Annotated in this window: 10 protein-coding genes and 2 pseudogenes; 3 read left to right on the top strand and 9 right to left on the bottom strand. The window is 64.2% G+C overall.

Annotated elements, in window-relative coordinates; all coding sequences use genetic code 11:
• Positions 1–4: 4 nt before the first annotated feature.
• The 4 genes from ACMDCR_RS06160 to ACMDCR_RS06145 form a co-directional block, all read right to left on the bottom strand.
• Positions 5–739: an amino acid ABC transporter ATP-binding protein gene (locus ACMDCR_RS06160; protein ID WP_413991675.1), complete on the bottom strand. Its 735-nt coding sequence runs from the start codon at positions 737–739 to the stop codon at positions 5–7.
• 1 nt (position 740) lies between these two features.
• Complete coding sequence (locus ACMDCR_RS06155; RefSeq protein WP_413991674.1) at positions 741–1,412, bottom strand: amino acid ABC transporter permease; 672 nt, start codon at positions 1,410–1,412, stop codon at positions 741–743.
• A complete protein-coding gene (locus ACMDCR_RS06150; protein WP_413991673.1) occupies positions 1,412–2,083 on the bottom strand; it encodes an amino acid ABC transporter permease in 672 nt (223 codons plus the stop codon). The genes ACMDCR_RS06155 and ACMDCR_RS06150 overlap by 1 nt, the downstream gene beginning before the upstream one ends.
• Positions 2,084–2,211: 128 nt before the next feature.
• Positions 2,212–3,099 carry a LysR family transcriptional regulator gene (locus ACMDCR_RS06145; protein ID WP_413991672.1) on the bottom strand — a complete coding sequence of 296 codons (888 nt, stop codon included), beginning with the start codon at positions 3,097–3,099 and terminating at the stop codon, positions 2,212–2,214.
• 105 nt (positions 3,100–3,204) lie between these two features.
• Between ACMDCR_RS06145 and ACMDCR_RS06140 the strand changes: the two genes are divergently transcribed.
• Together ACMDCR_RS06140 and ACMDCR_RS06135 are read left to right on the top strand one after the other, a co-directional pair.
• A complete protein-coding gene (locus ACMDCR_RS06140; protein WP_413991671.1) occupies positions 3,205–4,188 on the top strand; it encodes a quinone oxidoreductase family protein in 984 nt (327 codons plus the stop codon).
• Positions 4,185–4,334, top strand: a pseudogene (locus tag ACMDCR_RS06135) (DUF1427 family protein); the annotation flags it as partial. The gene ACMDCR_RS06140 and the pseudogene ACMDCR_RS06135, both read left to right, overlap by 4 nt.
• 160 nt (positions 4,335–4,494) lie before the next feature.
• Here the strand turns inward: ACMDCR_RS06135 and ACMDCR_RS06130 are convergent.
• The gene (locus tag ACMDCR_RS06130; RefSeq protein WP_413991670.1) at positions 4,495–5,442 is read right to left on the bottom strand and encodes an ABC transporter substrate-binding protein; all 948 of its coding nucleotides are present in this window, start codon (positions 5,440–5,442) and stop codon (positions 4,495–4,497) included.
• 315 nt (positions 5,443–5,757) lie between these two features.
• Between ACMDCR_RS06130 and ACMDCR_RS06125 the strand changes: the two are divergent.
• Positions 5,758–6,054: pseudogene (locus ACMDCR_RS06125) on the top strand (phosphoketolase); the annotation flags it as partial.
• A 218-nt stretch (positions 6,055–6,272) separates the two neighbouring features.
• Here ACMDCR_RS06125 and ACMDCR_RS06120 read toward each other — a convergent pair.
• From ACMDCR_RS06120 to ACMDCR_RS06105, 4 genes are all read right to left on the bottom strand, one after another.
• Positions 6,273–7,448, bottom strand: coding sequence for an acetate/propionate family kinase (locus tag ACMDCR_RS06120; RefSeq protein WP_413991669.1), 1,176 nt, complete (start codon positions 7,446–7,448; stop codon positions 6,273–6,275).
• A 108-nt stretch (positions 7,449–7,556) separates the two neighbouring features.
• Complete coding sequence (locus tag ACMDCR_RS06115) at positions 7,557–8,456, bottom strand: OmpA family protein (protein WP_413991668.1); 900 nt, start codon at positions 8,454–8,456, stop codon at positions 7,557–7,559.
• Positions 8,457–8,490: 34 nt separating this feature from the next.
• Positions 8,491–10,533: a tetratricopeptide repeat protein gene (locus tag ACMDCR_RS06110; RefSeq protein WP_413991667.1), complete on the bottom strand. Its 2,043-nt coding sequence runs from the start codon at positions 10,531–10,533 to the stop codon at positions 8,491–8,493.
• Between the two features lie 46 nt (positions 10,534–10,579).
• Entirely contained in the window at positions 10,580–13,243 is a 2,664-nt protein-coding gene (locus ACMDCR_RS06105) for a DUF4384 domain-containing protein (RefSeq protein WP_413991666.1), read from the bottom strand.
• Between the last annotated feature and the right edge of the window lie 2 nt (positions 13,244–13,245).

Here is a 13,245-nt window from a genome sequence, read left to right as displayed (position 1 = left end):
AGAGTCAGTCTTTCCGCATCTTGGAGAGAAATTGCGCGATGCGCGGATGGTCGCGCCCGGTCTCCGGGGCGAAGAAGGCTTGCGTCGGCAGGTCGACCAGCAGCTTGCCCTGCTCCAGGAAGACGATGCGGTCGGAGATCCGGCGGGCGAACTCCACCTCATGCGTCACGAACACCATGGTGGTGCCCTCCCGCGCGAGTTTGGCGAGGATTGCGAGCACCTCGGCCGTCATCTCCGGATCGAGCGCGCTGGTCACCTCGTCGAGCAGGAGATAGCGCGGCTGCATGGCGAGCGCCCGGCAGATGCCGACGCGCTGCCGCTGACCGCCCGAGAGCTGCGCCGGATAGGAACCGGCCCAGTTGGCAAGGCCGACTGAGTCGAGCAGCGCCCGCGCTTCAGCCTCCGCCTGTTCCTTCGGGCGCTTCAGCACCTCGATCGGCGCCAGCGTGATATTCTGCAGCGCCGTCATATGCGGGTAGAGGTTGAAGAGCTGGAAGACCGTGGCCGTGCACTTGCGGGCCTCGGCGAGATCGCGCGATTTCGAAATATCGAACTCGTCGATGCCGATACGGCCGGCATCGAGCCGTTCCAGGCCGTTGATGCAGCGGATCAGGGTCGACTTGCCTGAGCCGGAGGAGCCGAGGATCGAGACCACCTCACCCGGCTTTACCGTGAGATTCACCCCGTCCAGTACCGTTAGGGAACCGAAGACCTTCCTGACATTCTCGACCGTCAGCATGTCAGATGCCCCTCCAGGCGGTATGGGCACGCAACCTTGCCTCGTAGCGGGCGCCAGCCCATGCGATCAGCTTGGCGACGAGATAATAAAGGAGGCCGACCACCGTCCACACGATGAAGGGCTTCAGCGTGCGCAGGTTCAGGATGTTGCCGACCTTGGTGAGGTCCACCACGCCGATCACCGAAATCAGCGACGTTACCTGCAACTGATTCACCATGAGGCCGGTCAGCGGGCCGATGGCGAAGGCGGTGGCCTGCGGGGCGATAATGTGGCGCAACACCTGCCAGCGCGTGAGCCCGAAGACGCGGGCGGCCTCCACCTGATCGCGCCCCACCGCCTCCATGGCTGAGACGGCGATGACATAGATGAAGGCAGCGGTATTGCCGGTGAGCGTGATGGTTGCCGCCTCGGCGGGCGTCAGGTTCAGCCGGAAGAAGGCTGGTACACCGAAGAAGACCAGGAAGAGTTGCACCAGTACCGGCGAGTTCTTGAGAAGCTCGGTGATGAAGGTGACGATCTGCGTGAGCACTGGAAGTCGGTAGAAGCGGATGACGGCCAGCGCCATTCCCAGCAGCAAGCCGAGCAGCGTCGTGCTTGCAAACAGACCAAGTGAAATGCCAAGCCCCTGCGCCAGCAACACGAGATCGTAGGGCGTGAAGTCGGTGTAGCGCATCAGATCCGTGCCTCCGCCATGTCTCGATTGAGGCGGAGATGCAGGCGGCCGATGGCGAGCGAGATCAGATAGGTCAGGCTGGCATAGACGACGAGCAGCGCGGCATAGACTTCGAAGGGCCGGAACGTATCGGCCGCGACGATCTTGGCCGAGCCCGTCAATTCGTTGAGGGTGATGGTGGAAAGGATCGAGGAAGTCAGCACCAGATTGATAAGGATGGAACCAAGCGGGCGGATCGAAGTGCGCAAGGCGATCGGCAGCACGATGCGCCGCAGGATGGTGGATCTCCCGAGCCCACTGACCTCGGCGGCTTCGATGATCCCCGGCTCGATGGCCAGAATTCCCGAGCGGATGACGTCGGAGGCAAAGGCGCCGCCGGCGATGGAGAGCGAGATCACGCCGGTGACGAAGGCGTTCAGATAAAGTCCGATCTCCGGCAGGCCGTAATAGAAGAAGAAAAGCTGGACGATGAAGGGGATATTGCGAAAGAGGTCGACATAGACAGCAGCCGCCCTGCGCAGCCCGGTGAAGGCAGAGGTCCGGGCGATCGCCACCAGCGCCCCCGTGATCAGGCTGCCAAGCAGCGCCAATGCGCATGCCTCGACCGTCAGCACGGCTCCCTTGGCCAGGAAGCCGAGATGCGGGACGAGGATGGAAAGGTCGAAGCGCATAGGCTGCCTCTGTGAAACCGGTTTCAGTGTGTGGCGATGACGAGATTATGTCAAGAAGGGGATGGTGGCGGCGCGGGCTCCGAACTCAGGCGATAAAGGTCTGAGTCGTCATGGGGACCCCTCCGCTACTATCGCGCAAATGCCGCTGCGATGAAATCGATGAACAGCCGGATGCGCGGCGGCAAGGGCTTGCCGGGCAGGAAGGTGGCGAAGAGATCGATGGAGTCGCACCAGAAGGGTGCAAGGCATTCCACCAGGCGGCCGCCGGCTAGGTCGTCCTCGACATCCCAAAGTGCCTCCAGCGACAGTCCCCTGCCGGCCAGGACCCAGCCGTGCAGAACGTCGCCGCTGGTGGAGGAGAGCGTGCCGGAGACCTTGATGATGCGCTCCTCATCCTCGACGCGGAAGCGCCATTGGTCCAGCAGGCGGTGACGGCGGGCAAGACGCAGGCAATCATGACGAGTGAGGTCATCGGGCCTTGCAGGTATGCCGTGGGTGGCAAGATAGGACGGCGAGGCACAGACGATGCGGCGTACGGTGGCGATGCGGCGGGCGATCAGCGAAGGATCGGCGGGGCGCCCGAAGCGCAAGGCCACGTCGAGCCCCTCTTCGCCCACCTCGATGCCGGCATCCGAGAGCAGCAGATGGACTTCGAGACCGGGATGGAGAGCGGCGAAGTCGGCCAGCAGCGGCGCGATGCGGCGACGGCCGAGTTCCATCGGCGCGCCGACCTTGAGGAGGCCGCGCGCTATGTCGCCGCGTTTGGTCACCTCGGCCTCGGCATCGCGCAATTCGGCCAGCAGTCCCTGCCCACGCGCATGATAGAGCGTGCCTTCGTCGGTGAGGCGGAAGCGCCGGGCGCTGCGTTCGGCGAGGCGCACGCCAAGACGGGCCTCAAGCGCCGCTAGACGCCGACTGACGGCGGGCGGCGAGGAGCCGAGTGCTGCCGCTGCCGCCGAAATGCCGCCAGCATCGACGATGGCGCTGAAGACTTCCAGGTCATCAAAGCGGCTCATACTGTAATGCTTCCGATAATCGGAAGCATCATATCCACTTCGGGATGTTTCCACCACCGTCATGAGGGGCTAATTCTCAATCAGGCAATCATTGAGGAAGCAATCATGAACGCCCTGCAAATCCGGCAATTCGGTGCTCCGGAGACCCTGGAGCTGGTGACCCGTGCACCTCCGGTTGTTGGCGCGGGCATGGCGCTGGTACGCGTCGAAGCCGCCTCCATCAATCCGAGCGATGTCAAGAATGTCGCCGGCGCCATGAAGCAGACCACTCTGCCCCGCATCCCCGGCCGTGATTACGCCGGCGTGGTCGAGCAGGGGCCGGCCGATTGGGTCGGCGCCGAGGTCTGGGGCTCGGGCGGCGATGTCGGCTTTACGCGTGACGGCACCCATGCCAGCCACATCGAGGTGCCGGTTGTGAGCCTCCGCCGCAAGCCGGAAACGCTCAGCCTCCCCGAGGCGGCCTCGGTCGGCGTCAATTTCATCACCGCCTGGAGTGGCGTCGTCGAGGCCGCACAGGTGAAGGCGGGCGAGACGCTGCTGATCATCGGTGCGGGCGGCGGTGTCGGCGGCGCTGCGGCCCAGATCGCCCATCACGTCGGCGCTCGCGTCATCGGGGCCGACCGCCATGCGCCGCGCCCGGACGCGCCGATCCATCGCCTCGCCGAACACCAGATCATCGGGGCCGAGGACCTGCCCGCGGCGGTGCGCACCGCGACCGACGGCAAGGGGGCGGATGTGGTTTTCGACACGGTGGGCGGCGTGATGTTCCGCACCGCCCTCGACTGCCTTGCCCTGCGCGGGCGTCTCATCGAGATCAGCACCACGGGCCAGCGCGAGGTCACGTTCAACCTTGCCGATTTCTATCACAACGAAAGCCGGCTGTTCGGCGTCGACTCACTGAAGCGCGACCTCACCGCCTCGGCCAGTATCCTGGAAGCCCTGGCGCCGGGCTTCGAGGCCGGCGTCTACCGGCCTGCGCCGATCGCAGAGACGGTAAGCCTCCAGCAGGCCCGGGAGGGCTATCGCAGGGTCGCCGACGGCATCGCCGGGCGCGTCGTCATCACCCCGAATGTGGGAGGCGCGGCATGATCGGCTTCCTGATTTCCCTCGCCATGGGCCTCGCCGTCGGCGTCGCCTATGGCCTGACCGGCATCCGCTCGCCGGCCCCGCCGATTATCGCGCTGGTGGGCCTGCTCGGCATGGTCGTCGGCGAGCAGGCCGTGGTGATGGCGAAGGCGCATTTCTTTCCCGCACAGCAAGCACAGATAGTCGATGGTACTTCCCGCAAGGGATGACGGTGCCGCGTATGCTGATCGGCGCCTCGGCAAGTGCGGATGGCTCAATATATCAACGGCCGCCGAAGCGGCCGTTTTGGTCCCAATGTACGGTTTGCGTTCAGCGTGCCGCTTCCCAGCCCTTGTAGCTGGCGATGTTCTCATTGGTGATCAACACGGGGTCGAGCAGAATGACATTGTTCTCCGGCTTCTTGCCGTCGAGCGCGGTGGCGCCCAGTTCGAGCGAATGGCCAGCCATGGCATAGGGATCCTGAGAGGCCGAGGCCTTTATCAGGGAAGTGCCCGACTTCAGCTCGTTCTCGATATCCGGCGCTCCGTCCACCGAAGTGATGATGAATTCGTTGCGGTTGAGCTGCTTGGCGGCAAGCGAGACGCCGATGGCCGTCGGGTCGTTGATGGCGAAGATGCCGTCCACCTTCGGAAAGCGCGTCAGCAGGCTCTGGCCGACGGCGAGACCGCCATCGCGCGAGCCCTTGGCGTCCTGGTCGTCGGACAGGACCTTGATGCCGGGGTTCTTGGCGAAGACCGCTTCACAGCCCTTGACGCGGTCGGTCACCGAGGAGACCTGCGGACCGTTGACGATCAGCACACTGCCCTGCCCTTTGAGATGGTCGACGATGTACTGGCAGGACAGGGTGCCGGCCTTGACATTGTCGGTCATCACGGTGACGTCGGCGCCCGCGGCGGCCACGTCGAAGGCGGCTACAACGATGCCGGCCGCCTGGGCCTTCTTCACTGCGGGCAGGATCGCCTGGGGATCGACGGCGTTGAGCATGAGCACGTTCACGCCGGCGGCGATGAAATTGTCGATCTGGGTAAATTGCTTGTTGAGGTCGTAGTCGGAGGAGACCGAGGTCACTTCGACTTTGGAATTGATGCCCTTGGCCTTGTCGGTGATGCCCTTGATAGTGGCGACGAAGAAGGGATTGCCGAGCGAACCGACGGAAATGCCGACCTTCTTCAGGCTTTGGGCGGAAGTGGTGCCCGTGGCCAACGCGAGGGCAAGACCCGCCAGCACCGTACCGGCAAAGACGCGCGAAAATTTCATGAAGTTCTCCTTTGGCTTTCGTCCCGTACGGCGGATGCTTTGCCCCGCCTTGGCCTGTTGGTTTCCGCGCCTGCCTGCGGCGCGGCGCCCATAATGGCGCATTAATCTGACAAATCAACTGCACGCGTCGCGAAGGCGACACTCCGGATTCAGGTCGGTAAGAGTGCGGTTCTCTCACGGCTCGCGATCCTCGCCATGCCTGTGATCAGAGGCTTCTGCTCGGCCGGAAGACCGCTCTGAAAAGGCCGCCACCTCGCGGTTACCGGCATGTTGGACCCGCCAGACCGTCCTGCGCGGCCACCGGAGCATCCCCGCATCCATCGCCTGACCTACAGGCGCACGAACCACGACAATTTTCATGTGCGCGGCTTCATCGAGGAGGGCACGATCACCACGCCTTTCGACATGACGGTGATGAACGAACTCGATCGCTTCCACCTCGCCATTGCCGCCATCGATCATGTGCCCGGACTCCTGCCCCGCGCTGCCCATATCAAGCAGGCGCTGCAGCACAAGCTGATCGAGCACCGGGACTATGTCTGCCGTCACGGCGACGACATGCCGGAGATCAAGAACTGGGTTTGGCCCTACAAGGGCGCGAAGGCGGGTTGAGACCGGGTGGGCCGTCCGACGAGGGCTGTTCACCCTCTTGCCAAAGCGCGGAACACGCCGCGTCATCTCGGGCGGCTCAAGGGAGACCCGGAATCCAAGAACATAGTCTTTCCAAGGTTGTGTTCATGGATCCCGGCTCTTCGCTTCCACTCACAAGCAAGCTTGTGAGGATACGGCCGGAATGATGGAAGGTTTGCGCCAACCCCCTTGAGTTTCACTTAGCCGACTAATAAAATAGCCTCGTCGGCGATCACCTGTTCCTCGTCGGTGGCGATCACCAAGCCGGTGATCCGGCTCCGTGGCGTCGTTATAACCGACTCGTTTTCGGCATTGGCCCTGGCATCGAGGTCGAGGCCAAGCCAGGACAGCCGGCGGGCTATGGCGGCCCTGACCTCGGGCTGGTGCTCGCCGATGCCGGCCGTGAAGACCAGAGCGTCGAGACCGCCCACTGTTGCGGCAAGCCGCGCCGCCTCTCCCGCCATGCGCAGGGCGAAGAGGTCGAGCGCCTCGCTGGCCTCGGCCTCGCTTCGCTCCAGCAGCACGCGCGTATCGCCGCTGATGCCGGAAACGCCGAGCAGGCCGGAGCGGTGATAGAGCATGTCCTCGACTTCATCCCGGCCGAGCCTCTCCCGTCCCATGAGGTGCAGCAGCACGCCGGGATCGAGGGCACCGCAGCGCGTGGCCATCGGCACGCCGTCGAGCGTCGAGAAACCCATGCTGGTGTCCCGGCTCGTTCCGCCTTCGAGGGCGCAGAGGCTCGCGCCGCTGCCCAGATGCGCCACGACGATGCGCCCCTCCGCGAGCGCGGGAAAGCGCCCCACGATCTCGCCGCTGATGAATTTGTAGGAGAGGCCGTGAAAGCCGTAGCGCTTGACGCCGCGCTCATGCCACTCGCGCGGCAAGGCGAAGCGCCGCACGAGGTCGGCCAGCGTGGCGTGGAAGGCGGTGTCGAAGGAAGCGGTCTGCGGCAGATCCGGACGCAGATGCCGCAGCGCCTTGATCAGGCGCACGCTCTGCGGCTGGTGCAGCGGCGCCAGCGGTACCAGTTCCTCGATCGCGGCAAGGCTGTCATCGTCGATGGAGATGGCCTTGGTGAAACGATCCCCGCCATGCACGACCCGGTGGCCCGCAGCAGCCACGCCATCCAGGGAGAAATGCCGGGCGAGCCAGTCGAGCATTTCATCGAGCAGGCCGGTCAGGTCTTCGCCGCCCTCGGCTTTCAACGAAACATCGGTCGTATTGCCTCCTTCCGACAGATGCAGGACGAGCGGGCTCTTCCTGAGATCCACCATGCCGCTCCCGAAGCGTCGCGCGGCCCCTTCCTCGATGCGGAAGAGCCCGAGCTTGATGGTGGAGGAACCCGGGTTGAAGGTCAGCAGTACACGCTTTTCCATGGACGCTCCTATGAGCCGAAGCCGCAGCAGGGAGCACCGGAAACCATAACACGCCAATGACGGTTCCGTTGTCGGGCCGCGCTTCACAGGGTCATGGCAAGACCAGTCTCACTTCACCTGATATTCCACCCGCCGGTCGAAGGCGTAGAGGTCGTCCTGGCTGTATTTCGAGCGGTCGTCCGCGGCAAAGGGCTCCCCCTCGCCATGGCCCTCGATCCGGATGGCGACCGTCAGGCCGCGATGGCGCAGGGCGTCGGCGACGGTCTGCGCCCGGTCATAGGAGAGCTGCATGTTGTGCTGATGGCTGCCCCGCTCGTCGGTGTGGCCGATCAGGACGAGGCTGGTAACCGTCTGCGTCTTCAGGAAATTGTAGAGATCGTCCACCGCCTTGTCGCCGTCGGGCGTCAGCACGGCCTGGTCGGTGTCGAAGCGGATCGGCACCGGCACCGCCACGGCGGTGAAGTTGCGGAAGGTCGGAACCATCACGCCCGCAGGCTCGCCGCGAAAGCCTCGCGAGGCAATATAGCTCGGCGCCAGCGACTTGGCCTGATAGGCACGCTTGGCGAGATATTCCTCGATCTCGCGCGAGGGGGGCTTGGGCACCTGCTTGACGTCGCGGATCTCGTTGATCGCGGCCTCGTAGGCTTCCACGGCGGCTGGATAATCCCGGGCCTCATATTTCACGTCGCCCAGCGCCATGGAGACCTGCCAGGGCCGCGCGATGGCGGCCGCGCCGAGCACGAACTCGCTACTGTAGCTGCCGTCGGGCTGCTCGCCCGCCAGCATATAGGCGAGTGCCATCGAGCGGCGGGCCTTGTTGACATAGGAGCTGTCGCAGCTCGTATCCTTGGCGATCGTATCGGCCAGCCCCGGCAGCGCCGTGATATTGCCGGAGCTGATGGCCGCCTTCACCTGGGCATCGAGCCCAGCGCAATCGGCAAGGGCAGGCAGCGAGGCCGCCATCAGGAGGCCGGCGGCGACCAGCAGGCGGGTACACAAAAGGCGCATAGGAACTACTCCGTCACGGTGCCGGCCGAAACGCTCATTTCGCCGGAACCAGTATGAAATCGTCGGGCGGCAGGGAGCCATAGACGAAGGGCTGTTGCCGGTTCCCAGTCTCGGTGAGGACATCCCTCGTCACCAGGCGGAAGACCTTGTTGATTTCGACGCCCGGCTCGACGATCCGTTTCGAGATGGATGCGGCGAACACACTGTTGGCGCCGTCGCCATCTTCGGCTGTGGTGCCCTCCTTGGCCGAATAGACGACCATCGTGGCATCCGCCGGCTCGATCCGCGACAGGCCGCGCGTCACTGCCCGTTTCGCCACGGTGAGCTTCATCTGTTGGGCGAAGGGATTGTTTCGGCAGGCATCGAGGATGACCAGCTTCAACAGGCGAGCGCCATCGACAGCGGAAAGCACGCGGTCGAGCGACAGCGCCTCGTCCGGCACGTCGCGATCCGTCTCCAGCGTGGCGTCGATGGGAATGAGATAGTTCGTGCCGTCCAGTTCCATGCCGTGGCCGGCGTAATAGATGACGGCCCAGTCCGAATTGTCGGCTTTGCGGGAGAAGGCACGCAGCGCGCTCACCATGCCGGCGCGGTCGAGATCCAAGGCCACGGTGACATCGACGCCGGCTTGGCGCAGGGCGTCGCCCACCAGTTGCGCGTCGCTTGCCGGGTTGGGCAGATGTGCAACGGCGCGATAGCCGGAATTGCCGATCACCAGCGCCACACGGCGGAGCGTTGGCTGGGCGATCGCATTCGATTCAGCGGATTTCGGCCCGCCGGCTCCGGTAGCGGTAGCCGCTTCCTTCGACGCGCCGCTATCAGCCGAAAGGTTGGAGCCATCAGCGCCGGCCGGCGGCTGTGCACCGATCGCGTCCGCCAGCCCCTTCTTGACGTCGGCATCATCGGGCGCAAGCGCCAGTGCGCTGCGATAATCGGCGATGGCCTTCTCGATCTCGCCCTTCTTGCGATAGGCGTTCGCCCGCGCGGTAAAGCCTGAGGCGTTGTTGGGCTGAAGCGTGACGACCTTGTCCAAATCGGCAACAGCGCTGTTGTAGTCGCCCTGGTCGGTGAAGGTCGTGCCACGATTGTAGTAGGCGTCGGCATCATTGGAATCGAGCCCGATCGCGCTGGTGTAGTCGGCGATGGCCCGGGCGGGGTCACCCTTGCTGTAATAGGCGTTGCCGCGGCTGTTGTAGGCGCCGGCATCGGCCTTGACCGTCAGCGCCTTATCGTAGTCGGCGATTGCCAGGTCGAAGTCGCCCGTCTTCTTTCGGGCGAGGCCGCGATTGAACAGGGTGTCAAAATCGTTGGGCGTCAGTTCGAGGGCCTTGTCGTAGTCGGCAATCGCCTCGTCGAGCTGGTTGTTGTTCTGATAGGTCAATCCCCGGAAAAAGAAGGTGTCGGCGTCACTCGAATCGATGGCGAGCGCCTTGGTGAAATCGGCAATGGCCTGGTCGGGATTGTTGTGCTTGCGATAGATGTTGCCGCGATTGTAGTAGGCATTGCCGTAGTCGGGATTGAGCTCGATGGCCTTGTCGTAATCCTTGATGGCGAGATCGATCTGGTCGTTGTTCTGGTAGGCCATCGCCCGGTAGAAGAAATAGTCGGGATCCGTGGCCTTGATCGAGATCGCCTTGGTGATATCGGCAATCGCCCGGTCGGGCATGTTTTTCTTTCGATAGACGTTGCCGCGGTTGTAGTAGGCAAGGTCGTAATCCGACTTGAGCTCGATCGCCCTGTCGCAATCGGCGATCGCCTCGTCAAACTTTCCGGTCTTGCTGTAGGCTGAACAGCGATTGTTGTAGGCGGAAGCATAGTTCGGATCGAGGGCGATGGCCTGGCTGTAATCCTGGATCGCGAGGTCGGACTTGCCCTTGTTGGCGTAGGAGATCGCCCGGTTGTAGTAGGCCTGCGCCCGCCCGGCCCTGCTCGTGCTCTTCTTGGCGATGACGCGGCCGCAGGCCGGAATGGCAAGATCGTCATTGCTGCCCGCGCAGACGGAGGAATCGTCCGCCCAGGCCGGCTGGGAAGCGATAACAGCAGACACGAAGATCAGCGTAAGCCAAAGTCTGCGCATCTGCCCTCTCCTCATCCCTGAGATATGCCAGCGTGTGGCCAGCCCCTCAACGCACTGGAATTACGATCGCAGTGGAAGCTACGGACTGCCTGGCGGCATCCGGAGCGCCAGGAGCCACCTTCTGTCCGGTGGCCTGGGCGATCTTGGCGAACTGGGCCTGCTTCTTGCTGTCGACATCGAGGCCCGAGGCTTCCTGGCGATCCTCATTGGCTTCGACGATGATCTGGCGGGTCAGCCCCTGGTCGAAATTGGGGATGGAAGCAAAGCTGTTGTTCACCGGATCGACCTTGAAGCCGGCAATGTTGCGGGTCGAGCCGCCAATACGGCAGACCGCAACCACCTTCTCCTGCCCGATATCGGCCAGGCGGAAGCGGAACTTGCTGCCCGGGCCGCCCAGCACGACCTCCTGGCCGGCGGCGACGGCATTGTCGGCCTGGAACTTGTTGGGGAAGATGATGGTGCCCGTACCGGCCTTGTCGACATTGACGACGAAGAGGTTGCAGTCACGTGTCGCCGTGATGCGCAGCACGGCCGAGTCGTTCTGGCGGTACTCGCTCTTGTCGGAAATGAGCTGCAGGTCGAAGGAACCGCCTGAGGTGGGCTTGAACACCGGCGGGGCCACGGCCTGGGCGCCGGCGAGGTTCGAGGTGTTGAGCAAGCGGTCCTCCGTGGCGCCCTCCACGAATTTCGAGAACAGGTTCTCGAACTGGTCGCGCGGCACGATACCCTGATCGAGGCGGCGCATCAGGGCGATCGCCTCCGGACCGGCGTCGATGAAGTGCTCCTTGAACTCCTCGGGAGTGTAACCGTATTCGGCGGCAGCCCGGCGCAGGGAGAGATCGTCCTCGTAGCGCTTGAACAGGGCGTTGGTCATTTCCACGCCCGATAGCTTGAGCGTCGGATCGAGGCCGGCACGCTTCATCGCCGCATTGAAGCGCTGGAAATCGTCCTCGATGATGCCATCCATCTTGGCGTTGTCCGGATAGAGGGCGGCAACCGTGTCGCGATCGTCCTTGGAGAAGGAATGATCGGCGACGACGGCCTTGCGCACCTCGTCCCTGGCCTTGCGCATGCCCTGGTCGTGGCAGCCCATGCAGGAGATGCCGTTGGTCACCGCCAGGTCGCGGCGCGAAGGGTCGCGCACGATCTGCGTCGGGCCCTTGTCGAGGCGGGTGCCGTCGGACTTGTTGAGGTAATAGCCCTGGAACCCATTGGGCAAGGAGAAGATGCTTTCGCCGCCGTCATGGTGGAAGCCGTTCGGGCCGCCGGGGCCGAGCGGGTGCAGGAAGAGACTCTGGATGCCCTTCGAGCCCGAGAAGTCATAGGACGTCCAGAAATAGCCTGTGGTGATCGGATGGCGCTCGATCAGTCGGTTGTTCTGCGAGACGCCCGACTTCTGGAAGCCGGCGCGCTGGGCTACGAACTTGGCGATATCGCTGGCCATGTCGATGCCGAGCTTGTCGGTCAGGCCCGGGTAGGTGATCGGCAGCTGGAGCAACGTGTCATAGAGCGGCGGCTGTGACGCCGTGAACGCGAACCAGTCGCCCCGCACATAGGGCAGCATCGCACCTGTCTGCTGGGCTATGAAGTCGAAAGCCTTGACATCCGGCTTGGTGCCATAGGGATAGGCGGCCAGCACCGTATTCCAGTCGCCCTCGTCCCAGCCCATGTCCTGCAGGTTCACGGCCAGGATCGTCTGTTCGGGATCGATGGTGGTGAGCTTGATCACGTCCGAGCGGCGGGCAAGGCCGTTGAGCAGCTTCACCAGACCCTGGCGATAGACATTCATCGCCTCGTCGGTGGCGCACGAATTGTAGAGATTGGTCAGCGTGAAGTAACGCATGCCGCGCAGGCGACTGTCGTCCTGCTTCTGCAGGTCGGCCGTGATATCGGCGATGATATCGGCAGAGGTGACGAATTTGCGGCCCGAGCAGGCGGCCGCCTCTTGGTCGCCCGTGGACCTGATCCAGCCGCGCAAGGTTTCGATATCGGCCTGGGTCACCTCAGGCTTGGTGGTATCGAACTCGTAGTTCACGTCATACGGCATTTCCTTGTTGATGATCTGCTGGAAGATCTTCGAGCCTTCCGGGTTGCCGGCCTGGATAAGATGCGGGTCGGCGGCGATCTCATCGAGATGCAGGATGTTGCCGAAATTCTTCGCTGGCTTCTCGCGAGCGGTCAGCATGCCGGCCTGGTGGCAGCGCGAGCAATGCTTTTCGAGCACGTCGAAGGCCGCCTTGGCGATCGGATCGGTCGGCACCTTGATGTCGCTGGGGATCGTGACGGCGGCCGGGGTCGGTTCCGGGGCGGCGGGTGCAGGCGCGGGTGCAGCCGCGGGTTCGGGGGCCGGCGCGGCCGGAACTGGGGCAGGAGCCGCCGCAGGCGCGGGAACTGGAGCTGGCGCTGGCGTTGGAGCCGGCGTGGCCACGGGCGCCGGTGCCGCCGGGGCTGGAGCTGGAGCAGGGGCTGGTTCCGGGGCAGCCGCTGCCGGAGCCGGGGCGGTGGCGGGCGCCGGAACAGGCGCAGCGGCAGGAGCAGCAGCGGGTGCGGGGACGGCTGCGGGCGCACTATCGGCAGCCGGGGCAGCAGGAGCCGCGGCTGCTGGCTTGGTGTCCTCGGCGAAGGCCGGGCGGAAGGTCGTCAGCCCCGCCATCAGCAAGGTTCCCGCGACCATCAGGCCTGCGATGCGCATGGAATTCCGGTAGTTCATGA

The organism is Labrys okinawensis (assembly GCF_047345005.1).
GTDB lineage: Bacteria > Pseudomonadota > Alphaproteobacteria > Rhizobiales > Labraceae > Labrys > Labrys okinawensis.
Note: the sequence above shows the minus strand (reverse complement) of the source record. Positions and strands in the feature narration are given on the sequence as shown.